The 22815-nt window shown below is 69.3% G+C and carries 19 protein-coding genes; 4 read left to right on the forward strand and 15 right to left on the reverse strand.

Annotated features, from left to right (window positions below; genetic code table 11):
* Positions 1–34: 34 nt before the first annotated feature.
* From hisH to ACWFRF_RS32095, 12 genes are all read right to left on the reverse strand, one after another.
* Positions 35–664, reverse strand: a complete 630-nt coding sequence (hisH, locus tag ACWFRF_RS32040; protein WP_378995727.1) for an imidazole glycerol phosphate synthase subunit HisH — start codon at positions 662–664, stop codon at positions 35–37.
* Positions 661–1275, reverse strand: coding sequence for an imidazoleglycerol-phosphate dehydratase HisB (gene hisB, locus ACWFRF_RS32045; RefSeq protein WP_056824871.1), 615 nt, complete (start codon positions 1273–1275; stop codon positions 661–663). Before hisB ends, hisH begins: the two co-directional genes overlap by 4 nt.
* A gap of 24 nt (positions 1276–1299) precedes the next feature.
* Positions 1300–2427 carry a histidinol-phosphate transaminase gene (locus tag ACWFRF_RS32050; protein ID WP_387448905.1) on the reverse strand — a complete coding sequence of 376 codons (1128 nt, stop codon included), beginning with the start codon at positions 2425–2427 and terminating at the stop codon, positions 1300–1302.
* Positions 2424–3761 (reverse strand): histidinol dehydrogenase, encoded by a 1338-nt coding sequence (hisD, locus tag ACWFRF_RS32055; RefSeq protein WP_452453854.1) that lies wholly within the window; start codon positions 3759–3761, stop codon positions 2424–2426. Before hisD ends, ACWFRF_RS32050 begins: the two co-directional genes overlap by 4 nt.
* Positions 3762–3891: 130 nt before the next feature.
* A complete protein-coding gene (locus ACWFRF_RS32060; RefSeq protein ID WP_379314386.1) occupies positions 3892–5490 on the reverse strand; it encodes a serine/threonine-protein kinase in 1599 nt (532 codons plus the stop codon).
* Positions 5491–5578: 88 nt separating this feature from the next.
* A complete protein-coding gene (locus ACWFRF_RS32065; protein ID WP_452453857.1) occupies positions 5579–7321 on the reverse strand; it encodes a penicillin-binding transpeptidase domain-containing protein in 1743 nt (580 codons plus the stop codon).
* A gap of 67 nt (positions 7322–7388) precedes the next feature.
* A complete protein-coding gene (locus ACWFRF_RS32070; protein WP_379314388.1) occupies positions 7389–9437 on the reverse strand; it encodes an acyltransferase family protein in 2049 nt (682 codons plus the stop codon).
* A gap of 111 nt (positions 9438–9548) precedes the next feature.
* Complete coding sequence (locus ACWFRF_RS32075) at positions 9549–10409, reverse strand: arylamine N-acetyltransferase family protein (protein ID WP_378995740.1); 861 nt, start codon at positions 10407–10409, stop codon at positions 9549–9551.
* 67 nt (positions 10410–10476) lie between these two features.
* The gene (locus tag ACWFRF_RS32080) at positions 10477–11526 is read right to left on the reverse strand and encodes an alpha/beta hydrolase family protein (protein ID WP_452453859.1); all 1050 of its coding nucleotides are present in this window, start codon (positions 11524–11526) and stop codon (positions 10477–10479) included.
* Positions 11527–11619: 93 nt separating this feature from the next.
* Positions 11620–12600 (reverse strand): TAXI family TRAP transporter solute-binding subunit, encoded by a 981-nt coding sequence (locus ACWFRF_RS32085; protein WP_379314102.1) that lies wholly within the window; start codon positions 12598–12600, stop codon positions 11620–11622.
* A 47-nt stretch (positions 12601–12647) separates the two neighbouring features.
* Positions 12648–14807: a TRAP transporter permease gene (locus tag ACWFRF_RS32090; RefSeq protein ID WP_452453860.1), complete on the reverse strand. Its 2160-nt coding sequence runs from the start codon at positions 14805–14807 to the stop codon at positions 12648–12650.
* 87 nt (positions 14808–14894) lie between these two features.
* Positions 14895–16103, reverse strand: a complete 1209-nt coding sequence (locus ACWFRF_RS32095; RefSeq protein ID WP_452453862.1) for an MFS transporter — start codon at positions 16101–16103, stop codon at positions 14895–14897.
* Positions 16104–16201: 98 nt separating this feature from the next.
* Between ACWFRF_RS32095 and ACWFRF_RS32100 the strand changes: the two genes are divergently transcribed.
* The 4 genes from ACWFRF_RS32100 (at position 16202) to ACWFRF_RS32115 (ending at position 18893) form a co-directional block, all read left to right on the forward strand.
* On the forward strand, positions 16202–16534 hold the full coding sequence (locus tag ACWFRF_RS32100) for an ArsR/SmtB family transcription factor (RefSeq protein WP_378995750.1): 333 nt from the start codon (positions 16202–16204) through the stop codon (positions 16532–16534).
* A gap of 48 nt (positions 16535–16582) precedes the next feature.
* A complete protein-coding gene (locus ACWFRF_RS32105) occupies positions 16583–17116 on the forward strand; it encodes a hypothetical protein (RefSeq protein ID WP_452453864.1) in 534 nt (177 codons plus the stop codon).
* A gap of 92 nt (positions 17117–17208) precedes the next feature.
* Positions 17209–18387: a winged helix DNA-binding domain-containing protein gene (locus tag ACWFRF_RS32110; RefSeq protein WP_387448931.1), complete on the forward strand. Its 1179-nt coding sequence runs from the start codon at positions 17209–17211 to the stop codon at positions 18385–18387.
* Between the two features lie 17 nt (positions 18388–18404).
* On the forward strand, positions 18405–18893 hold the full coding sequence (locus ACWFRF_RS32115; RefSeq protein ID WP_452453884.1) for a HipA domain-containing protein: 489 nt from the start codon (positions 18405–18407) through the stop codon (positions 18891–18893).
* Positions 18894–19093: 200 nt separating this feature from the next.
* On the opposite strand, the gene nadC is transcribed toward ACWFRF_RS32115, so the two are convergent.
* The 3 genes from nadC to nadA all read right to left on the reverse strand — a co-directional run bounded on the left by nadC (position 19094) and on the right by nadA (position 22782).
* Positions 19094–19954 carry a carboxylating nicotinate-nucleotide diphosphorylase gene (gene nadC / locus ACWFRF_RS32120; RefSeq protein ID WP_449972008.1) on the reverse strand — a complete coding sequence of 287 codons (861 nt, stop codon included), beginning with the start codon at positions 19952–19954 and terminating at the stop codon, positions 19094–19096.
* 145 nt (positions 19955–20099) lie between these two features.
* The gene (locus tag ACWFRF_RS32125) at positions 20100–21713 is read right to left on the reverse strand and encodes an L-aspartate oxidase (protein ID WP_387448934.1); all 1614 of its coding nucleotides are present in this window, start codon (positions 21711–21713) and stop codon (positions 20100–20102) included.
* A 31-nt stretch (positions 21714–21744) separates the two neighbouring features.
* Complete coding sequence (gene nadA / locus ACWFRF_RS32130) at positions 21745–22782, reverse strand: quinolinate synthase NadA (RefSeq protein WP_452453867.1); 1038 nt, start codon at positions 22780–22782, stop codon at positions 21745–21747.
* Positions 22783–22815 lie beyond the last annotated feature (33 nt).

Consider the following 22815-nt stretch of genomic DNA (forward strand, 5'->3'; position numbering starts at 1 on the left):
GGTTGCCGCACGACAGTCAGCCGAGGTGGCCGGACTACAGCGAGCCGATCCAGTTGCGCAGCAGTTGCGCACCCGCGTCGCCGGACTTCTCCGGGTGGAACTGGGTGGCCGAGAGCGGTCCGTTCTCGACGGCGGCCAGGAAGGGGACGCCGTGCTCGGCCCAGGTGAGCTTCGCGGGTGCGATGTGCTCGTTGTCCGGGAGTTCCCACTGCTGCGCCGCGTAGGAGTGGACGAAGTAGAAGCGGGTGTCGGCGTCCATACCGGCGAACAGCGTGCTGTCGGCGGGTGCCTTGACCGTGTTCCAGCCCATGTGCGGAAGGACGGGAGCGTCCAGTCCCGCGACGGTGCCGGGCCATTCGCCGCAGCCTTCGGTCTCGACACCGAACTCGACGCCGCGGTCGAACATGATCTGCATGCCGACGCAGATGCCGAGCACGGGACGTCCACCGGCGAGGCGCTGGCCGATCATGCGATCACCGCGCACCGACAGCAGCCCGGCCATACAGGCGGCGTACGCACCGACGCCGGGGACGACGAGCCCGTCGGCCGCCAAGGCGGCGGTGGGGTCGGCCGTGACCTCCACCTGCGCACCGGCACGCACCAGCGCGCGTTCGGCGGAGTGCAGATTGCCGGAGCCGTAGTCCAGCAGCACAACGGATTTCACAGCACACCCTTCGTGGACGGCACACCACTGACCCGGGGGTCGATTTCCACGGCGGCGCGCAGAGCCCGCGCGACAGCCTTGAACTCGGCCTCGGTGATGTGGTGCTGGTCGCGGCCGTAGAGCACCCGCACGTGCAGCGCGATGCGGGCGTTCTGCGCGATCGACTCGAAGACGTGCTTGTTGAGCACCGTGGAGTACGACGCGCCGGGGCCCGCGCTCGGGATGATGGTGTGCACGAGGTGTTCGGGCTCGCCGGTGAACACGCAGTACGGCCGGCCGGACACGTCGACGGCGGCGTGCGCGAGGGTCTCGTCCATCGGGATGAACGCGTCGCCGAAGCGGCGGATCCCCTTCTTGTCGCCCAGCGCCTGCCCGAGCGCCTGTCCCAGCACGATCGCGGTGTCCTCGACCGTGTGGTGCGCTTCGATCTCGATGTCACCCTCGGCCCGTACCACCAGGTCGAACCCGGCGTGCGCGCCGAGCGCGGTCAGCATGTGGTCATAGAACGGCACTCCGGTGGAGATCTCGGTCTGCCCGGTGCCGTCGAGGTTCAGCTCCACCAGAATCGAGGACTCTTTGGTGACGCGTTCCACCCGCGCTGTTCTGCTCATGATTGTGTTCCTCCACAGGTGGATTCAGTGAGTAAGGTCGGTGCCCGCGATATCGCGGCTCACGCGCAGGAATTCGTCGTTCTCGGCGGCGAGGCCGATGGTGGCGCGCAGGTACCCGGGGATGCCGACATCGCGGATCAGCACACCCGCGTCGAGATAGTGCTGCCACGCGGCGCCCGCGTCGGTGAACCGGCCGAACAGCACGAAGTTGGCGTCGCTGGGGATCACGTCGAACCCGAGCGAGGCGAGTGCGGCGGCGACCCGATCACGCTGAGCCGCCAATTCCGCCACGCTGCCGAGGGTTTCGTCAGCGTGACGCAATGCCGCGCGCGCGGCGGCCTGGGTGACCACCGACAGGTGATACGGCAAGCGCACCAGCAGAATCGCATCGATCACCGCGGGCGAGGCGGCCAGGTAGCCCAGGCGCCCACCCGCGAACGCGAACGCCTTGCTCATGGTGCGGGTGACAACGAGCTTGGTCGGGAACCGGTCGATCAAGGTGATCGCGCTGGGCGCCGCGGAGAACTCGCCGTACGCCTCGTCGACCACGACGATGCCGGGCGCGACCTCGAGAATCCGCTCGAGCTCGGCGATCGGGATGCTGTGCCCGGTCGGGTTGTTCGGGCTCGTCACGAACACCACGTCGGGTCGGCGTTCGGCGATCTGGGCCACCGCGTAGTCGATGTCGAGCGAGAAGTCACCACTGCGTTTGGCCTCGACCCACTCGGTGTCGATGCCCTCCGAGATGATCGGGTGCATCGAGTACGAGGGCACGAAACCCAGCGCGCTGCGGCCCGGTCCGCCGAACGCCTGCAACAGCTGCTGCAGGATCTCGTTGGAGCCGTTGGCCGCCCACACATTCGCGGTGTCGACGGCGACACCGGTCTGACGGGTCAGATACTCGGCCAGGTCGTGGCGCAGCGCGACAGCGTCGCGATCCGGGTACCGGTGCAGATCGGCGGCGGCGGCGCGCACCGACTCGGCGACATCGTCGATCAGCGCCTTGCTGGGCGGGTGCGGGTTCTCGTTGGTATTGAGCTGCACCGGCACCGTCAATTGCGGTGCGCCATAAGGCGATTTGCCCCGCAGGTTGTCGCGCAGCGGTAGCTGGTCCAGGGTCGCCGAAGCGCCGGGCACGGTGGGAGTACTCATGACAGCGCCTCGAAACGCGCCTGCACGGCCTGACCGTGCGCGGGCAGATCCTCCGCGTTCGCCAGGGCGACAACGTGTCCGGCGACATCCTTCAGCGCCGCCTCGGTGTACTCCACGATGTGGATGCCACGCAGGAACGTCTGCACGCTCAGTCCCGAGGAGTGCCGCGCACACCCCGCGGTCGGCAGCACGTGGTTCGAACCCGCGCAGTAGTCACCCAGGCTGACGGGCGCCCACGGGCCGACGAAGATCGCACCGGCACTGCGCACCCGCGCGGCGACAGCGGCGGCGTCCACGGTCTGGATCTCGAGGTGCTCGGCGGCATAGGCGTCGACCACCCGCAGACCCTGCGCGATGTTGTCGACGAGCACGATCCCGGACTGCTTGCCGCTCAACGCTTCCCGCACGCGATCGTGGTGTTTGACCACGGCGAGCTGAGCGTTCACGGCAGCGTCGACCGCGTCGGCCAGCGCGGGAGAATCGGTGACCAGCACACTGGCGGCGAGCACATCGTGCTCGGCCTGGCTGATCAGGTCGGCGGCCACGTGCACCGGATCGGCCGTGGCGTCGGCCAGCACGGCGATCTCGGTGGGGCCCGCCTCGGCATCGATGCCGACCAGCCCACGACACAGCCGCTTGGCCGCGGTGACGTAGATATTGCCGGGCCCGGTGATCAGGTCGACCGGTTCGAGCGCCCCGCCATCGGTATCGATACCGCCGTAGGACAGCAGCGCCACCGCCTGCGCACCGCCGACCGCCCACACCTCCTCGACGCCGAGCAGCGCGGCGGCCGCCATGATCGTCGGGTGCGGCAGCCCACCGAACTGCGCCTGCGGCGGCGAGGCCACCACCAGCGACTCGACACCGGCGGCCTGCGCGGGCACCACGTTCATGACGACCGACGACGGGTACACGGCGTTGCCGCCGGGCACGTACAGCCCGACCCGCTCCACCGGCAGCCACTTCTCGGTGACGGTGCCACCGGGCACGACCTCGGTCACCGTGTCGGTGCGCCGCTGATCGGCGTGCACCTTCCTGGTCCGCTCGATCGCCACCTCGAGCGCGGCGCGCACCGCCGGGTCCAGCTCGGCGAGCGCCTTGGTCAGCTCGCCGGCCGGTACCCGCACCACGGCGGGCCGCACGCCGTCGAACTTCTCGCTGTAGTCCAGCGCCGCCTCGGCGCCCCGGTCCCGAATGTCCTCGACGACCGGCCGCACATGATGCAGCACCGAGTCCACGTCGACCCCTCCGCGCGGCAGCGCGGTGCGCAGCTCGGCAGCGGAAGGAGTACGACCGCGCAGATCGACGCGGGCGAGCTCGATGCGGGAAGTCATATCGGGGTACGGTCCTGTTCTGTGCTGGGGCTCAGGTCAGCTACCAGCCTAATGGTCGGCCGCCATCGCTTTTCCACCCACATCCCACCGAGGCGACGGACCCGACCGGCGGATCCGTCGCGAACACCAGCTAGCGGGTATCCCCGTCGATGCGCAGACTGCCGCCGGAGCTCACCACGCGCATGACCATGGCCTTGGTCGAGCCGTTGATGGTGATGCTGGCCAGGCGCATATTCGTGGAGCCGTCGGCGTTGTTGCCGCTGACCGCGGTGATGCTGGCGAAGGTGTCGACGGTGCGGGCGTTCCAGTACTCGCGGAACGCGGACTCGCTGCCGTAGACCTGCTGTGCGGCAGGGGTGAGCAGCGACCACGAACCGGCCGGATCGCTGAAGAAGTTCTCGACCAGCAGACCCGCCGATCCGATATCGACGGTGCCGACATTGCTGGCCTGCCCGAGCGGCGGAACCGCCGCGCTGGGCTTCGGTGCCGCCGACGACTGCGCCGAAGTCTGCGGACCGGCCTGCACCTGCGGCGAATCCGAGTCGGAGCTGTTGAAGGCACTGAACGCCACGGCGACGGCCGCGACCACCGCACCCACCGCGGACCCGATCAGTACCGCACGGCCCTTGCCCGCCTGCTTGCGCGGGGCGGGCATCGGCTGAGCCTGGGTGTGCGGGTGCGCCGCGGTGTCCTGACGGACCTGCGGACGCGGGTTCGAGCGAATCTGACGGGTCGTGGCGGTGGACGCGCCCGCATGGGAGGCCCGGCGACCGGACTGCCGGATCACCTGGGTGGTGGCCGCGGAGTTGCGACGGTTGAAAGCCTCACTGGCGGGGACGAATCCGGCGGGCACCGCGTTCTCGTCCTCGGCGAACGCGGCCAGCGCGTCGCGGGCCTCGGTCATCGTCGGACGGTCGAGGGGGTCCGGGCTGAGCAGATCGAGCAGGAAGTCGGTGGCCGGGCCCGCGTTGTGGGGCTCGCGTACCTGTCCGTTGGCGGCGGCGTAGAGCACCGCGAGCGGGTTGGCGTTGGCACCGTAGGGGGGTTCACCTTCCAGCGCGTGGAAGAGCGTTGCGCCGAGGGCGAATACGTCGGCGGCAGGGGTCGGATCGGAGCCGCGCGCAACCTCGGGTGCCAGATAGGCGGCAGTGCCGCAGATCAGCCCGGTCTCGGTGAGCGTCACGTCGCCGGCCGCGCGGGAGATGCCGAAGTCGGTGATCTTCACCTCACCGTGGTCGCCGAGCAGGATATTGCCCGGTTTCACGTCGCGGTGCACCAGGCCGGCCTGGTGGGCGGCGATCAGGGAGGAGGCGACCTTCTCCCCGATGCGGGCGACCTCGAGCAGCGGCAGCGGGCCCTTCTGGCCCAGCTCACCCGCGAGGCTGACCGACTTGAGGTACTCCATCACCAGGCACGGATCACCGTTGTGCTCGGTGATGTCGAATACGACGATGGCATTGGGGTGCTGGAAGCGTGCCGCGTTGCGGGCTTCCCGAATCGCGCGCTGGCGCAACACATCCCGCTCGCCCTCGGGCAAGCTGGGTTTGATGTGGATCTGCTTCACTGCCACGGAGCGTTGGAGGCGTTCGTCGACAGCACGCCATACAACGCCTGTGCCGCCGCTACCAATACGCTCGACCAGGCGGTAATGCTCCGCGATCTTCTGACCGGTATCGATGGCGCCTACTCCGAACCTTCTCGAAATTGTGACATCCCGCGTATTGACCATGGGTATGGTCCGCCGCCGAGTGTAGCTGGCTGGGTGATGACCGCGTGCGGCAGCGGGGGGATTGCTCGCCTGCGGGGGGAAAGACGACTCATGGTGTCACACGTAGCATCCGTCCCGCTGCCTCGACCGCCGGTCCGGAGCTTCCGGCGTCCGCGACGAACACCGCGAACGCCCGGTCACCGTCGATGCCGACGAACCAGCCGTGGGCGTGGGTGTCGTCGAGGTACTCGGCGGTACCGGTCTTGCCGAGCAGGCCGGGGATGTCACGCAGGGCGGTGGCCGTACCCGCACTCACCGTCTCCCCCATCATGGTCTCTAGCTGCGACGTCACCGTCGCGGGCACCGGCGCCGAAGGCCGGTCGGGAGTGCCGGGACGGCCGCGGATGATGCTCGGAGCCGGCGCGGAACCGTGCGCGAGGGCGGCCGCGACGAGCGCCATTCCGAACGGCGACGCCGTCACCGTGCCCTGTCCGATGCTCGATTCGACCCGTTGCGCCGGACTTTCGGCGGGTGGAACTTTCCCTGTGACAGTCGTCAAGCCGGGTGTCACATAGTCCACCCCGAGACCCAGCTGCTGGGCCGCCGCGGTGAGTCCGTCGGCAGGCAATTTCACTCCCAGCTCGGCCATCGTGGTGTTGCACGAGCGTGCGAACGCGGTGTGCAGGGGCACCATACCCAGGTCGAAGCCGTTGTCGTTGGGAATCGTGCGGCCCTCGATGGTGGCGCGGCCGGGACACGGCAGCACGGTGTCGGGCGTGACCCCGCCTGCTTGCAGTGCCGCCGAGACCGTGACGGTCTTGAACGTGGAGCCCGGCGGGTAGAGCCCGGTGAGCGCGATCGGGCCCTGGGCGTCGGCGGGCGCGTTCTGGGCGACGGCCAGCACCTCCCCGGTCGAGGGGCGCAGCGCGACGATGGCGGCCGGAGTGGCGATCGGGGTCAGTGCGTCCTCGGCCGCGTGCTGTAGATCGATGTCGAGGGTGCTGGCGATGTCGGCGGTGGGCTTCGCGTCGGGTCCGGCGATGCGCTGGGTGCCCTCGGCGGTCTGCGCGCGGATCGCCCAGCCCGCGGCGGTGTCGGCCTGTTCCTGCCAGATCTCGGCCAATCCCCCGATGGTGGGTCCGGCGAGAGTCTTGTCGACGGTGAGCAACCGGGTCTGTGGCGCGAGCGTCACCCCGCGCACGCCCGTCAGCGCCTGCTGCACCGGTGCGATGTCGGCATCACGCAGTGCCACGGCGGTGATCGGTTTACCCTGTGCCGCGGCGAGATCCGTCCGCAGCGTGGTCTCGGTGATGCCCTGCGGCGCCAGCAGCGCGGCGGCGGCGGGCAGGTCGGCGTCGGGCGCGACGTTCACCAGCGTCACCACCTGCTGGGTCATCAGGTCACCACCGGAGGCGTCGAGTACCCGCGCCGGTTTCGCCGCGACCGGGCTGTAGCTGAGCGCGCCGAGGTCGAGGCCGGGCGCGACGGTGGTCGGCTGCCAGGCGATCTTCCACTCGTCGTCGCCAGTGGTGGTTCCGGCGCTCGAGTAGGTCCACGCGTTGCGGCCGTCGGGGCCGAATTTCCAGGTGGATTCCAGCGTGAAGGACTTGTCGTCGGTGGACGACACCCGGACCGTGTCGTTCTTGCCGAGGTTCTCGAACAGCGCGGTGAGGACCGGCAGGGCCTGCTCCGGTGCGTCGGTGAGCGCGGCGGCGGCGGATGCGTCTGCGCTGGTGAGCGCGGCGGCGAAGGACTCGGCGACGGTCTGGGGCTGGTCGGGTCCGGAGGAGCACGCGAGGGGCAGCGCAGCGAGCGCGACGAGCAGGACCGATGCCTTCCGTGGTGTGCGCACGAGTCCGAGACTAGCTCGATCCGTGGTACCGGTGGGGTTGTCGTTTCTGCTGTGACGAGCCCGTCCGCTACCACCAGCCGGTGATCGCCCCGATCTGGCGGCCGAGTTCGGGGGCGAGCGAGCGGGCGTAACTGGCGGTCAGGTGGTGCTCGTCGCGATAGATGAGCACATTGCCCTCGACCACCCGGCAGCGCTGCGGTCGGCAGACCGCGTCGGACAGGTCGAGCGGATGGACGTTCGGGTAGCCGGCCGCCGGCTCCTGGGCGGGATCGCGCGGGTCGAGCACATCGGCACGATCGAGCCCGCAGCTGTCGGGGTCGCCGCGGTGGGCGAGGCAGTCGGTGGCGCGGTAGAGGACGCCGTCGCGGCGTAATCGAGGCGTGTCACGCAGGGCGAGCACGTTGAGGCCACGGTCCTGCAACGCCGTCCATACTTCGAGGTATTCGTTGGGCACCTCGTCGCCCGTGCCGTTCTGGCGGTAGCGGGTGGACAGGGTCAGCACCCAGTTCGGGGGGTCGGCGGCCAGCCGGTCGAGCACCTCGACCGACCATTCGTGACACTCGGGGAAAGGCCACTCGGCGTAGGACGGCTGATCGGCGAGAACGACCGGACAGCCTTCCTTGAGGTAGGAGACCACCCGGAACCCGTGCTCGAGGGCGAGTGGTTCCAGCGCGGGCAGCCAGTGCTCGGAGTGCGACCCACCGACCAGCGCGATCGAGCGCGCGGCGGTGGGGTCGCCGTAGGTACAGACGCGGACTTCCCGGTTGGGGGTGATGCAGCCGTCGGTGGTCGGCGGCGGAGTGTCGGCCTGTCCTTCGAAGACGGTGGGCCGCATGGGTTCCGGTGAGTATTCGGCACCGGAGAGCAACGCGGCGGCGCCCGGATAGCGGTGGGTGTCCAGCGCCTGCGGCGGCACGGCCGGGTTGGCCACCAGCACCACCTGCCATCCCAGCGAGGCGATCAACACCGCGACCGCGGTGGCGGTGACCAGTGCCCCGGTCAGCCTGCGGTTCTCGACCTCCTGGCCGCGCGGTGGCATGCGCAAGGGCGACTCGATCAGACGCGTGGTCGCGTAGGCCAGGACGAGCGAGGCGCCGATCACCACCACACCGTCGACGATGCCGGCATTCGCCCGCCCGGTCTCGCCGAGGTAGAAGATCAGGATCGGCCAGTGCCACAGGTACAGCGGGTAGGCCAGCGCGCCGAGTTCGGTGCAGAACCGTCCGCCCAGCAGGCGGTTCGGCCACGACCGCGCGGCCACGCCGAACCCGGAGGCGATCACCAGGCAGGCGGCCGCCACCGGCCACAGCGCCGCGACGCCGGGGAACTGATTCGCGCCGTCGAACAGCGGCCCACACGACAGCACCATGGCCAGACCGAGCGCGGCCGCGAGCCCCCGCAGCCGGTTCGGTATCCGCAGCCAGGGCGCCGCGACGGCCAGCATCGCCCCGGCCAGCAACTCCCAGCCGCGCGCGACGCTGTCGTAATAGGTCCAGGCCTGGTGCTGTGCGGTGCCCGACGCCGCGTACCAGAACGACAGTGACGCCAGCCCGGCCAGCACGATCAGCAAGGTGAGCCGCCCGGCCGAACCGCGCCTGCGCAACCAGGCCCACCCCGCCAGCAGTACGAAGATCGCCAGGTAGAACTGCCCCTGTACCGACATCGACCACAGGTGCTGGAGCGGGCTCACCGACGGATCGGGCGAGAGATAGTCGAGCTCGGCGGTGGCCAGATACCAGTTCTGGCCGTAGAACATCGACGCCAACGTCTGCGCGGCGGCTTCGCCCAGTTGGGTGTACGGGCGCAACACCACCGTCGCGAGCAGAATCGCCGCTAACACCACCACCAACGACGGCATCAACCTGCGCGCGGTCCGTCGCGCGGTCTCTGCCGCGGACACCCCGCCGCGCCGCTCCACCCCGCGCACCACGGCCCCGGTGAAGAAGAACCCCGACAGCACCAGAAAGACATCGACACCGCCGGATACGCGGCCGGCCCACACATGGAACGCCACCACGAGCGCGATCGCTATCCCGCGCAGACCGTCCAGATCCCGGCGGCGTTCGACGGTGCCACGGACCGCCGCACCCGGCGATGCGGTCCGAACATTCGGCACCAACGACCCCACAGAATCGGCCCCCACAAAGGAATTGTTTCCCGGCAAGTAACCATCAATTTGCCGTAGCGCCACCCAGGAAGCAAACCGCCGTGCCGTGTGGGGAGGGTGCTATCCGGTTCGCCAGGGCGTGGTCGTCACAGTGGCGGCGTCGTCTTCGCCGAGGTCGATGTCGAAGACTTCCGCCAGCACCTTGGGCAGCTCGGTGGGATCGAGATCACGCGAAGTGGCAGTGCCGTCGGGGTATTCCGAGCTCAGCGTCAGGTCATCGAGCACGTGGTGGACGCCGGGCAGGAATCGCTGGAGGAAGGGTCGCGTGGTGAACGGCGAACGTGGCGAGGTCGACACGAAGTGGTTGCCGACCGCGTAGTCGATACGGAACTGCGGGTTCTCGGTGAAGGTGTAGCGGTCGATCCAGCCGTCGCGACTGAACTGGAACAGCACCCACAGGTCACCGGCCCGGCGTTCCAGCCGGTAGCGCCAGTCGCCGAGCGCGAATTCGCCGTTGCTGTCGACCAGTTCGAACGGCGCCAAGGGACCGAAACCGAAACCGACATCGCAGATCCAGACGCGATCGTCGTCGGGCGTGGTCACGCGCAGCAGGGCATGGGTCGCCGGCCGCAGGGCGCCGGTGTCGGCCACACCGTAGGTGACCCGGCCGCTGAGTCCCGCGACACCGAACCCGAACCGTTCGAGCGCGGCGGCGAAGATTCCCACATTCTCGTAGCAGTAGCCGCCGCGGCTGCGACGGATCAGCTTGTCCTGCAAGGAGTTCAGATCCAGCGGGATGCCGCGGCCGAGGATGATCTCCAGATTCTCGAACGGGATGGTGGTCGTGTGGGCGCGCACCAAGGCGCGCAAGGTGTCGACCGATGCCGTGCGCGGCCCGTCGTAGCCGATCCTGGACAGATAGGCGTCCAGATCGAGCTCGGCACCCTGCCAGCCGTGATCGTCGGGCACTACGTCGGTCATCGCATCCTCGCTCCGGTCGGTGTCTTCTCGCACAACCGCGGTTCGCCGAACCTTGTTCCCGCGTGTCTCAGGCCGCGCACTTCGCGCCCGCGGGGGCCGGGGGCGCGGTGACCGAACCGTGCTCGACATCGACGACATAGTCGATGACCTGCGGCGCGAGCGGCTCGGTTCCCGCGAGCAGGCGCAACACCACACATCCGCCCTCGAACAGCGCGGGTCCGACCGAGTGATCACCCGCGACGATGGCGCCGGTCAGGTCACGCCCGCTGACCACGGTGTAGAAGGAGAACGCTTTCTCTGCCGCGGTCAGCGCCGCGCGCAGTTCCACACTGGTCGCGAAGGGCACGATGGCGTCGGCGGTGCCGTGGATCAGGAAGGCCCGGCGCATGGTCAGCCGGTCGGCGAGCAGCGCGGGCGAACGCTCGATGTAGGCGAGCGGGCAGATCATCGGCGCGCAGCCGCCCGCGTCACGTTCGATCTGGCGGGGCAGTGCGGGATCCACCGAGCCACCGGCCGCCCACATCGTGAAATCATCGGAGGGGCCGTAGTTGTCGACCCAGTAGTCGAACAGCCCGGGCGGCCCGTGTGCCACCGCGAGCCCGCTGGTGATGCCGCCCTGACTCCACCCCCACAGCACGGTGGACGCGATAGCGGGATGCTCGCCGCGATACCACTGCGTGGCTGCCACCAGGTCGTGCCAGCCCGTCCACAGGTTCCAGTCGCCGGCGCGCCACGGTCCGTCGGCGCTGCGCAGATCCATGAGCAGAATCGGCGACCCGCCCGTGCGCGCGAGCGCGGACATATACGGGGCGAAATCGGCCGACGACCCACCGTGCCCGTGCACCGCGACCACCAGCTTCGTGGCCGCGATATCGCCGGGAACACAGCGAAACGGCTCGTATACGCGCCCGGTCGCACGCTCGCCGTCCACGGTGATCGCGACCTGTCGCAGGTCGACACCCGGTGCGCACGGCGGTTGCCCGTGCGGGGCGGGTCCGGCCGCGGCCGATATCGCGACCAGCAGCGCGCACACCGCCACGACGACCCCGACCCGCTTCATGTCGCGATTGTCCGCCACCGGTGGACGGGGGTCCAGCACGTCGTCGCGCGTTCCCACGCCGACACGGCACGGTCCCCGCGGCCCCCACAGTGCAGGGGTTGCGGGGACCGCCGGAACCCACGTGTCGGCGTGGATCCGTTCGTGGTGACGTCAGCGCAGCGCGACCTCCGACCCGCGATGCAACAACACCGGCGCCGTCTTGCTCGCGGTGTCGGCGTTGATTCCCTTGGCGGCCGGATTCGCCTGTTCCAGTTGAGGTTTGCGATCCAGCAGCGTCTTGGTCAGTACGCAGGCCAGGTTCGCGTCGAGATCGTCGCGCACCACGAGCAGGTTGGGCACCACGATGGTCGGCGCGTCGGCGGGCAGCCCATAGGTGGCGGCCGGGATCGAGCCCGTCTCATAGACCGGGTTGATCTGCTTCAGCTTCGGCAGCACACCGGTGATGTCGAGGAAGCGGACCTTGTCCTCGGCGGTGGTGAACAGGTCGGTGATGCCCGGCGTCGGCAGGCCACCGGACCAGAACATCGCGTCGATGGAGCCGTCCTTGAGACCGTCGACGGTCTTGGTCAGGTCGAGGCGCTGGGCGGCGACGTCGCTGTCGGGGTTGAGCCCCGCGGCTTGCAGCACGCGCTGGGCGATCACCTCGGTTCCCGATTTGGGTGAGCCGGTGGAGACCCGTTTGCCGCGCAGGTCGGCGAGGGAGTTGATGCCGGCGTCGGTGCGCACGATGACCTGGGTGTAGTTGTCGTAGAGCCGGGCCAGTGCGCGGATCGGCTGCGCGCTGGTGAAGCTGCCCGTGCCCGCGACCGCGTCGGCCGCGGAGTCGGCGAGCGAGAAGCCGACCTGATAGGTGCCGCCGACCACCTGCTGGATGTTCTGTACGGAGGCGCCGGTCTCGGCCGCGGTGGCCTTCACGGTCCCGCCGGTGGCGGCGGAGATCTGCTCGGCGTAGGCGTTGCCGAGCGCGAAGTACACCCCGGTCGCGTTTCCGGTGGCGATGCCGATCCTGGTGTCCTGCTTCACTGCACAGGTCACCTCGCCGCCCGCGTCGGCGGTCGGGGTGTCCTGCCGGCCACCGCAGCCGGTGAGTAACGCGGCGGCCGCGACCACCGCGACAATTGTTCTGACCATCAGGTCCCCTTCCGTCGACGGCCAGGCCGCCTGCCGATTCCCGCGGATCACGGTGTGTCCGTGGATGTTCTGTTCGCCCGGTCGAGAAGGCCCGCCAGCACGGCGACGACCAGCACCCCGAGTCCGAGCCCGGTGGCGACCGGATTCGGGTACAGCAGAATCAGTCCCGCGGCGGCGGCGATGACGCGCGGTATCGGGCCGATCGCGCCGATTCCGAACAGCCACCCGCCGGTCGCCGCCGCCAATGCCGCGACGCCGACGCAGGCTGCCGCGCTGACCCACAGCACGTCGAGCACCGCACCGCGGCCGAGCAGATGCTCCCCGGAGTCGGTGAGCACGAACATCAGCGGCACCAGGAACGCGGGCAGCGCGTACCGCAGGGCGTGCCACATCGTCGGCATCGCCTTCGCCCCGGTCACCGCGGCCGCGCCGACGGCGGCCAGCGCGGTCGGCGGCGTCACCTCCGAGAGCACCGAGAAGTAGAAGACGAACATGGCGGCGGCGGGTGCGGCGACGTGCAGGTCGAGCAGCGCGGGCCCGATGATCACCCAGCCGATGACGAACGACGCCGTCACCGGGACCGCCAGACCCAGCAGCGACAACGCGATCGCCGCCAGCACCGCGGTGGTCGCCAGCACGACGGCGGGATCGTCCGACAGCGCCGATCCGGCCTTGACCAGCAGCGCGGCCAGTTGCGCACCGAGGCCGGTCTTGGTGGTCATCGCGGTGATCACGCCCGCCGCCGCACACACCGCGACCACCGGCAGCGCCGAGCGCATCCCGTACGACAGCGAGCGCAAGGCTTCGATCACGAACTGCCCCACGCTCTTGCGTGACCAGCGGTGCCCCTCCGCTCGCACCGAGCGGCCCTCAACTGATTCCGTCGTGCTCTGTTCAGCGGGCGTTTTCGTGAGATCGGTGGCCGAGGCCGCATCGGTCGCCGCGGCACTGCGCAGCATCCGGTCCGGGATCGCGAGCAGCAGCGCGAGCGCCGTCGCGTACACCACCGCGCGGGTCGCGCTCACGTCGGCCAGCAAGAGCACGACGATCACGATCAGCGACGAGAAGTGATACCCGAAGCGCCCCAGCAGCTTCCACCACGGCGTCGGCAGCGGACCGTCGGCCAGATCCACGGGCGCCCGCCCGTCCGCGTGGATCCGGCGGGCGTCGATCTCGACCGACAGCAGGATGCCCAGGTAGTACAGCAGCGTCGGGATCAGGGCCCACCCCAGCACCGTCACATACGACACGTCGAGATATTCGGCGACGATGAATGCCGCTACTCCCAGCGTGGGCGGCGACAGAATCGCACCGACGCCCGCCGCCGCGAGCATCCCACCCGCCTGTTCGGGCCGGTAACCGGCCTTGCGCAGAATCGGCCAGGTCACCGCGCCGGTGCTCACCGCGGTCGCGGTTCCCGAGCCCGAGACGGTCCCGAGCAGGAATCCCGACGCCACTGCCGTGCGCCCTGCCGCGCTGTGCGAGCGCCGGAACAGTGACACCGACAGATCGACGAAGAACCGTGCCGCACCGGAGAATTCGAGTACCGCTCCGTAGAGCGTGAACAACACGATGTAACTGGCGGCGACGTCGAGGGGCGTGCCGTAGAAGCCGCTGCCGGAGTTGTACAGCGCGTCGACGATCTGATCGACGTCGAGGCCCGCGTGCGCGATCGACCAGTCCTGCGGCAGCAGACCGCCGTAGTACCCGTACCCGAGGAACACCAGACACACCACCGGCAGGATCACCCCGGTGGTGCGTCTGCACGCCTCGAGCACGAGCACCAGCAGCAACCCGCCCATCACGACATCGAGCGGCGCGAGCATCCCTTGCCGATCGAGAAACGCGTCGTATCCCCCACCCGCGTCACCGATTCGAATCGGCAGCACCGGATACAGACACACCACCAGGGTGATCGCCGCCAGTACCCAGTCGAGCACGGATGGTCCGTCGGCCCGATCGAGCGGACCCCACCACGACCGATAGCTCAGATACACCAGCGGCAGCGCGACAGCCAGAAAGATGACCAGGTAGTACTGGCTGCCCTGCGCCAGCGGCCGAAACACCTGCCACACCGACAGCAGCGCGAGCCCGAGCGCGACGCCGCCGACCAGCCGACCGGGGAATCCGGAGAGCACCCGCGCGGGCCGCTCCTCGTCGTCCACCCCCAGCTCAGCCGCAGTGACAACCGGTGGCGCTGCGTTCATGAGCGGACGATAGCAACGAGATTCACGGCCGGTGACGAAATCGACAACCGGGCAGTCTGTACAAAATGGACACTACGCGGGTGGCGCTCACCGCTGTGTGGTCCCACGATCCACTTCCGCACCTCGGCGCAGCGCGAAGGTGGCGCCCGCTGCGGCGGCGGCCGCGACAACGATCGCGAATACCGTGGTGGCCGTGGCCAACCCCGCCGCATCGCCGAGAAAACCGGTCGCCAGCGGCAACACCGCGGCGGGGAGATAACCGCCCACGTTCTGCGCGGCGTTGGCCTCGGCCAGCCGATCCGGCGGCACCGCCGATCCGATCGCGGTCAAACCGCCGAGTTGCCCGAGCCCCTGCCCCATCCCGGCCAGCACCGCGGCGACGCCGAACACCGGCACCGCCGCCGTCGCGACCGCGCCGATCAGCGCGACCGCACTCCCCACCGTCGCCACCGAGCTGCCGAGCAGGATCACGCGAATACTCCTGCGCCGCACCGCGAACTGGATCCCCGTCGCGGCCAGGAACATCACGAAGGCCAGCGCACCCGCCACGACCCGATTCGCCGATCCGAGCATCCCGAGAACCGACGGGCCCAGCGACAGGACGAAGGACGTGGCCGTGATGCCGGGGGCGAAGGCGACAATCCCGAGCAGCACCGCCGTCCTGCCCCGCGCCGGTACCGCGGGCACTCGGATCCACGGACCGTGCCCGCCCACCCCGCTCGGCAGATCCAGCCGCGACACCACGACGAAAGCCACTGCCAGTAGCGCGATTTCGACCACGAACACGGTCACGGTCGCACCGGGCGCGGCCTCCGACAAGACCCCGGCCAGCAGCGGACCGAGACCGGCGCCCAGCACCATGGCCACCGAAGCCGCCAACGCGCCCTTCGCCGAGCGCTCTCGGCCCGCGATATCGGTCACCGCCGCCATCCCCGCCGAGACCGCACAGCCCACCGCGACGCCGGTGAGCAATCGCGCCAGCGCGAGCACGAGAACCGAACCGGCGCAGGCGAACAGCACGCAGGCCACCATCGCCAGCACGATCGCGGGTAGCAGCACCGGCTTACGCCCCACCCGATCGGAGACCACGCCGGCGACGGTCAGCGCCCCGAGCAATCCCGCGATGTAGCAGGCGAAGACGAGGGTGAGCGTGCCCGAGGAGAATCCCATCTCCCGCTGCCACACGACGTAGAGCGGCGTGGCGGCGTTCGAGAGCACGAACACCGCGAGGACCGGCCACGCTGCCGCCCAGATCGCCCCATCGCGCACCCGTGGCGCCGCTGCCTGGATCGTCATGCCCACTCCTTAGTTCGACTTATCTCGTACCAGTACGACAGAAGTCGAACATACTCAGTACGATAAGATTCGTACAAGCCCCGACCTGAAGGTGTCCCATGCAGGCAACGACCGAAGCCGAACGACTTCCCGAGCCACCGCGCGCCGACCTGCGCCTCGATGTCGTCCTCGGCGCACTCAGCGATCCGCTCCGCCTCGGCATCGTGCAGAAGCTGCTCACCGAATCCCCCGACCTCGACCGCCCCTGCGGCTGGTTCGGCATCGACCGCCCCAAGTCGACCCTCACCCACCACTTCCGCGCCCTCCGCGAAGCGGGCATCACCCGTCAGCACCGCTACGGCCTCGAACGCCGCAGCCAGGTCCGGGTAGCCGACCTCGACGCCCGATTCCCCGGCCTCCTCGACCTCGTCCGCGCGTGGCGGGCCGAATAACCCGTGGTTCCAGGCCGAACCGGCGTGGATAATGTCGTGGTGGCCGTGATGCGACGAATCGTGGTGGTGGGGGCTTCGGGATCGGGCAAGAGCACGCTGGCCCGCCAGATCTCGCACCGGCTCGACATCCCGCACATCGAGCTCGACTCGATCCACCATCAGCCGAACTGGACACCGATGGCCGCGCCCGAATTCCAGGCCGCGGTCGCCGAGCGGATCGCCGGGGATGCCTGGGTGGTCGACGGCAACTACCGGGGCAAACTCGGCGATCTGGTGTGGCGACGTGCCGATACGGTGGCCTGGTTCGATCTGCCACGGTCGCTGGTCATGCGCCAGATCGTCGGCCGGACGGTGGGCCGGGCGCTGACCGGGCGCGAGCTGTGGAACGGCAACCGGGAGCGCTGGCGCGAGATGATCTCGCTCGACCCGGCACGATCGGTGATCATGTGGGCCTGGACGACCCATGCGAAGAACCGGGCGAGCTACCTTGCGGCACAGCATGATCCGGCATTCCGGGATCTCACCTTCGTCCGGCTGGGCTCCCGGCGCGAGGCCGCGGCGTTCCTCGACGGTCTCGCCTGAGCACCACCGCCGACGTAACACGCTTCGGCTGTCACTGCCCACGCAACCGGGCTTGCCCCGCGATTGTCGGTGCCCCCGCCTACGATCCGCTCATGCTCTCGATCGATACCGCGCAGCGTCGCGCCCGAGTGGCCACCAGGCATCGCCTCGCGCCGTCGGCGCGTTCGACCGACCCCGTGGACATCGCCCGTTCGATGGTGGTTCTGCATGCCACCGATCCGGCGACGGTGTACCTGTCGGTCGGTGCTCGGGGCATCGACCTCACTCCGGCCCATGTCGAGCAGGCGCTCTACGACGACCGGGCTCTGCTTCGCATGCTGGCCATGCGCCGCACGATGTTCGTCGCGCCGACCGAGTTGCTCCCGGTTCTGCAGGCATCCACCTGCGATGCGCTGGCCCACAAGCAACGCCGCACGTACGGCCGCTTCATCGAGCAGGCGGGCGTCGTCGACGGTGACATCTCGACGTGGCTGGCCGAGGTCGAAGCCGAGACGCACGCGGCGCTGCTGACCCGTGGCGCGGCGACCGGTGTCCAGCTGAGCAAAGATGTGCCACGGCTGCGCACCCAGATCGACACCGCCCCCGGAAAGTCCTATTCCAAACCGACGAGCATCACCACCTGGGTACTGGTGGTGCTCGGCGCGGAGGGCCGGATAGTGCGCGGCCGCCCGAACGGCAGCTGGACCAGCAGCCAGTACACCTGGGCCCCCGTGGAAACCTGGCTACCCCAAGGGTTTTCACCGCTGTCCGCCGCCGAGGCCCGCGTCGAACTGGTACGTCAGTGGTTGTACGCCTTCGGCCCGGCCCCGATCACCGACCTGAAATGGTGGACCGGCTGGACCCTCGGTGAAGTCCGGAAGGCCCTGGCCGAAGTCGACACAGTCGACGTAGACCTCGACGGCACCCCCGGCCTGATCCTCGCCGACGACCTCACCCCCGTCCCCACCCCCGAACCCTGGGCAGCCCTGCTCCCCGCCCTGGACCCCACCCCCATGGGCTGGCAATCCCGGGACTGGTTCCTCGGCCCCCACGCCCCCGCCCTCTTCGACACCAACGGCAATATCGGCCCCTCCATCTGGGCCGACGGCCGCATAGTAGGCGGCTGGGCCCAACGCCCCGACGGCGAAGTGGTCACCCGCCTCCTCGAAGACGTGGACCCCCACACCCAGAAGCTGATCGACGCCGAAACAGACCGCACCACAACCTGGTTCGGCGACATCCGCGCCATCCCCCGCTTCCGGACCCCCTTACAACGCGAACTCACCGCCTAGCGGCAACAATTTAGGCAATATTCTGCCGATACGGTGCTGCATCGGCAAAGTACAACGTCGACGCGGTTCAGATCGTGGAAGCCATAACCGGCATCGTGCGCGCCCCTCTGATCGCAGCGCGAAATCTCTACTTGCAGTTCCTGTTCGCATGGTTGACCGGTAACGGCGACCTGCACGGGAAGAATGTCGGAGTGTTGCAGGACAGCGAGGGACGCTGGGATGTCGCTCCCCTCTACGACGTTCCCTGCACCTTGATCTATGACGACGATTCGATGGCACTACCCATCGCTGGACGAACCCAGCGCCTACGAGCATCGCACTGGGCTGAATTCGCCACAGAAATCGGCCTGCCACCCAAAGCTGCAAACTCGGCACAACAACTCGCGCTCCGCGCAGCCGCAGCCGTCGATCTCGACCGACTTCCGTTTACCGGTTCACCGCTGAACAGGACTCGACGTGAGCTACGCGTGCGCCGCGCAGAGTTGGAGCAGGCGCTCGACTCGTAACGGGTACATCGGTATCGCCATCCGTAGCGCGGCCCTGCGCCCCCTGGGCTTGCATCCCGACCAACCGGAAGCGCAGCCGACACACCCGTCACCACCGGCTTGGTGGCATGCGGCCGCCGACCGCAGCCCCTGGGCACAGACCTGAGCTGTCGACCGACCACGAGAGCCGGTCCGCAGGTCTGCATCGCTTAGACATGACCTCACATGTCCAGGCCGAGATCGAGTACGCGGACCGAGTGGGTGAGGGCGCCGATGGCGAGGTAATCGACGCCGGTGCCCGCGTATTCGGCGGCTTGGTCGAGTGAAAGTCCGCCGGAGGACTCGAGTTTCGTCGCGGGGGCCGCGGCATCGCGGCGCTGGACGGCGGCCTGGGTCTGCCAGAGGGGGAAGTTGTCCAGCAGGACGAGTTCGACGTTTTCGGCGAGGACAGCGTCGAGTTGTTCGAGGCTGTCGACCTCTACCTCGCACGCGATGTCGGGTGCCAGTGCGCGGACCGCGCGCAGGGCGTTGACGACCGAACCGGCAGCCACCACGTGGTTGTCCTTGATGAGGGCGGCATCGCCCAGCCCCATGCGGTGGTTGACGCCGCCGCCGACGCGGACCGCGTACTTCTGCAGAGCGCGCAGGCCGGGCAGCGTCTTGCGGCTGTCGCGGATCTCGCATCCGGTGCCGTCGACGGCGTCGACCCAGGCGGCGGTGGCGGTGGCGATGCCCGACAGGTGGCACACCAGGTTGAGCATGGTTCGTTCGGCGGTGAGCAGGCCGCGGGTGGGGGCGACGATGCTCAGCACCGAGGTGCCCGGCTCCACCCGGGTGCCGTCGGCGACCCGCGCGGTGATCTCGTAGGTGCCCGCGCCGAGGACCTCGTCGAGCACGAGCAGCCCGACGTCCAGGCCCGCGACGGTGCCGTGCTGGCGCGAGACGACCGAGGCTTTGCTCACCGCGTCGTCGGCAACGGTGGCGATCGTGGTGACGTCGGGCCCGTAGCGCAGGTCCTCGTCGAGGGCGTTGCCGATCAGCGTCAGCAGCTCGTCACGGTCCAGAGTGGCGTCCAAAGCCATCACCGCACTCCTAATTCTCGGGCGCACAGTGCGCCTCGGTCGAAGCGGCGGAGCAGGTCACCACTCCACCGATATTGCTTGTCCGACTGTGATTTCCAGCTGCGACCCGCCCGATCCGAGTGAACTCGGCCGGGAACGTCGCTGGTCAACGCACGCCGAGGGGCACCGAACCGCATTCCGCGGGCATGGTGGACAGTTCGAGCGTGCCCTCCGGCCGGAGCCGAATCACCGTGCTGTGCCGCTGATCCTCGACCGCGCCCGGCGACTCCGCACGCGTGTGGCACCCTCGGCTCTCGGTACGCGCCGCCGCCGCACCGAGCAGCGCACGCGCGGTCAAGGTGAGCGCCGCGTCCTCGATCCGGCGCAGTTGCTGTGCCGCTGCCGGCGAATCAGCAGAAGCCGAGTCGAGCGACGACACTGCCGACATCGCACCGTCGATCCGCCTGCGTGCCCGCGCGAGTCCGTCGCCGTCACGCACGACGGAGGCATGCGCGGTCATCGCCTGCTGCACCACCGAACGGTCGGCGAATTCCACTGTCCACGAGGAGATCTCCTCGACCCGAGCACGAACCCCGACCCGCTCGGCCGCCGCCGCACCGGCACGCTCACCCACCACGAGCCCTTCGAGCAAGCTGTTGGAGGCCAACCGGTTGGCACCGTGCAGCCCGGTCCTGGCGACCTCGCCCGCCGCGTAGAGCCCGGCGACACCGGTCCGCCCGTGGGTGTCGGTGAGAACACCACCGCACTGGTAGTGCGCGGCAGGCGCGACCGGAATCAGTTGCGCCGCAGGGTCGATCCCCGCCGCCAGGCACGAGGCGGTGATGGTCGGGAATCGCTGGGCGAACCCTTCGATGGCGCGGGCGTCGAGGAAGACATGGTCGGTTCCGAGCGCCCGCATCCGCTCGGCGATCGCCCGCGACACCACATCGCGAGGAGCCAGATCACCACGTGGATGCCCGGCTGTCACCGAGTTCCCGTGGGAGTCGACGAGTATCGCGCCTTCGCCGCGCACCGCTTCGCTGATCAGCGGTCGCCTGCCCACTCCGCCGGGCGTGTAGAGCACCGTCGGATGGAACTGCACGAATTCGAGATCGGCCACGGCGGCCCCGGCCCACAATGCCAGCGCCACACCGTCACCGGTCGCCCCCGGCGGATTCGTACTCAGCGCGTAGAGCTGTCCCAGACCGCCGGTCGCCAGCAGCACAGCGGGTGTGTGCACGACGCCGAACCCGTTGTCCGACACCGCGATCACACCCTGCACGCCCTCGGCGCCGGTCACCACGCGCAGCGCGGCGGCGCCGAACAGCACAGGCAATCCCGCCGCGTTGAGCGCACGCTGCACCTCGGCCCCGGTCGCGTCCCCACCGGCGTGGATGATGCGGCGTGTGCTGTGCCCGCCCTCGCGGGTACGCGAGATCTGGCCGTCACGACCGAGGTCGAACACCGCGCCGAGGTCGGTCAGCGCCGCGACCGCGGCCTGTCCACCCTCGACGATCGAACGCACCGCGTCGACCTCGCACAACCCGGCGCCGGCCTCGACCGTGTCGCGCACGTGCGAGTCGACCGAATCACCGAGCGGTGCGACGACTGCGATGCCGCCTTGCGCGTACTGGGTCGAGGTGTCGGTCGGACCGCCCTTGCTCAGGATGAGCACCCGCAGCCCACGCAACGAGGCCGTGCGCGCGGCCGTGAGCCCGGCGACGCCGCCGCCGATGACGACCAGGTCGACCTCGGCCTCCCACGAAACAGGAACCGTCATGGTCGTTACCGGCTCGGCCGCACGGTGCCGGTCACTCGCCACCGCCGGAGTTGCCGATGGCGATCATCCGCTGCACCGAGGCGCGACCGGCCTCGGCCATCGCCAGGTCGACGTGCACCTCGTCGGCGCCCTCGACCAGGCAGCGCAGCAGCGCCGCCGGGGTGATCATCTTCATGTACTTGCAGGACGCGCGATCGTTGACGGCCTGGAAGTCGATCCCGGGCGCCGCCTTGCGCAGCTGGTGCAGCATGCCGATCTCGGTCGCCACCAGCACCTGGTTGGAGTGCGACGCCTTGGCCGCGTCGATCATCCCGCCGGTCGACAGGATGTGCACCCGCTCGGCCGGGAACGCGCCCTCGCCCGCCAGATACAGCGCCGAGGTGGCGCAACCGCACTCCGGGTGCACGAACAATTCGGCGTCGGGGTGGGTGCGGGCCTGCTCGGTGAGCTCGTCGCCGTTGATACCCGCGTGCACGTGGCACTCGCCCGCCCAGATGTGCATGTTCTCGCGCTTGGTCTCCCGCTTGACGTGCGCGCCGAGGAACTGGTCCGGCAGGAACAGCACCTCACGGTCGGGGTCGATCGAGTCGACCACGTCGACGGCGTTGGAGGAGGTGCAGCAGATGTCGGTGAGCGCCTTCACCTCGGCGGTGGTGTTCACATACGACACCACCATCGCGCCGGGGTGCTCGGCCTTCCAGGCGCGCAGTTCGTCGGCGGAGATCGAGTCGGCCAGCGAGCAGCCGGCGCGCTGGTCGGGAATGAGGACGGTCTTGGCCGGGCTGAGGATCTTGGCCGTCTCCGCCATGAAGTGCACGCCGCAGAACACGATGGTGCCCTCTTCGGCCTCGGCCGCGATGCGTGACAGGGCCAGCGAGTCGCCGACGTGGTCGGCCACGTCCTGGATCTCGGGCAGCTGGTAGTTGTGCGCGAGGATGGTCGCATTGCGTTCGCGCGCCAGACGGCGCACCTCCTGCGCCCATTCCGGCGTCGCTTCGACACCCGCGTAACCGCTGGGTCCGTCGAAGACCGAATCCATCAGCGTCCGCTGTGCAGTCGTCGTCGCCATGGTGGCTCCCTTCATCGTGCGAGCGGCTCCACC

Source organism: Nocardia sp. NPDC055165, assembly GCF_053606985.1.

Bases quoted from the DNA above. Each gene is read 5' to 3' on its own strand.
- hisB (WP_056824871.1), bottom strand. From the start codon at position 1,275: ATGAGCAGAACAGCGCGGGTGGAACGCGTCACCAAAGAGTCCTCGATT.
- ACWFRF_RS32050 (WP_387448905.1), bottom strand. From the start codon at position 2,427: ATGAGTACTCCCACCGTGCCCGGCGCTTCGGCGACCCTGGACCAGCTA.
- hisD (WP_452453854.1), bottom strand. From the start codon at position 3,761: ATGACTTCCCGCATCGAGCTCGCCCGCGTCGATCTGCGCGGTCGTACT.
- ACWFRF_RS32060 (WP_379314386.1), bottom strand. From the start codon at position 5,490: ATGGTCAATACGCGGGATGTCACAATTTCGAGAAGGTTCGGAGTAGGC.
- ACWFRF_RS32075 (WP_378995740.1), bottom strand. From the start codon at position 10,409: ATGACCGACGTAGTGCCCGACGATCACGGCTGGCAGGGTGCCGAGCTC.
- ACWFRF_RS32085 (WP_379314102.1), bottom strand. From the start codon at position 12,600: ATGGTCAGAACAATTGTCGCGGTGGTCGCGGCCGCCGCGTTACTCACC.
- ACWFRF_RS32090 (WP_452453860.1), bottom strand. From the start codon at position 14,807: ATGAACGCAGCGCCACCGGTTGTCACTGCGGCTGAGCTGGGGGTGGAC.
- ACWFRF_RS32095 (WP_452453862.1), bottom strand. From the start codon at position 16,103: ATGACGATCCAGGCAGCGGCGCCACGGGTGCGCGATGGGGCGATCTGG.
- ACWFRF_RS32100 (WP_378995750.1), top strand. From the start codon at position 16,202: ATGCAGGCAACGACCGAAGCCGAACGACTTCCCGAGCCACCGCGCGCC.
- ACWFRF_RS32105 (WP_452453864.1), top strand. From the start codon at position 16,583: ATGCGACGAATCGTGGTGGTGGGGGCTTCGGGATCGGGCAAGAGCACG.
- ACWFRF_RS32110 (WP_387448931.1), top strand. From the start codon at position 17,209: ATGCTCTCGATCGATACCGCGCAGCGTCGCGCCCGAGTGGCCACCAGG.
- nadC (WP_449972008.1), bottom strand. From the start codon at position 19,954: ATGGCTTTGGACGCCACTCTGGACCGTGACGAGCTGCTGACGCTGATC.
- ACWFRF_RS32125 (WP_387448934.1), bottom strand. From the start codon at position 21,713: ATGACGGTTCCTGTTTCGTGGGAGGCCGAGGTCGACCTGGTCGTCATC.
- nadA (WP_452453867.1), bottom strand. From the start codon at position 22,782: ATGGCGACGACGACTGCACAGCGGACGCTGATGGATTCGGTCTTCGAC.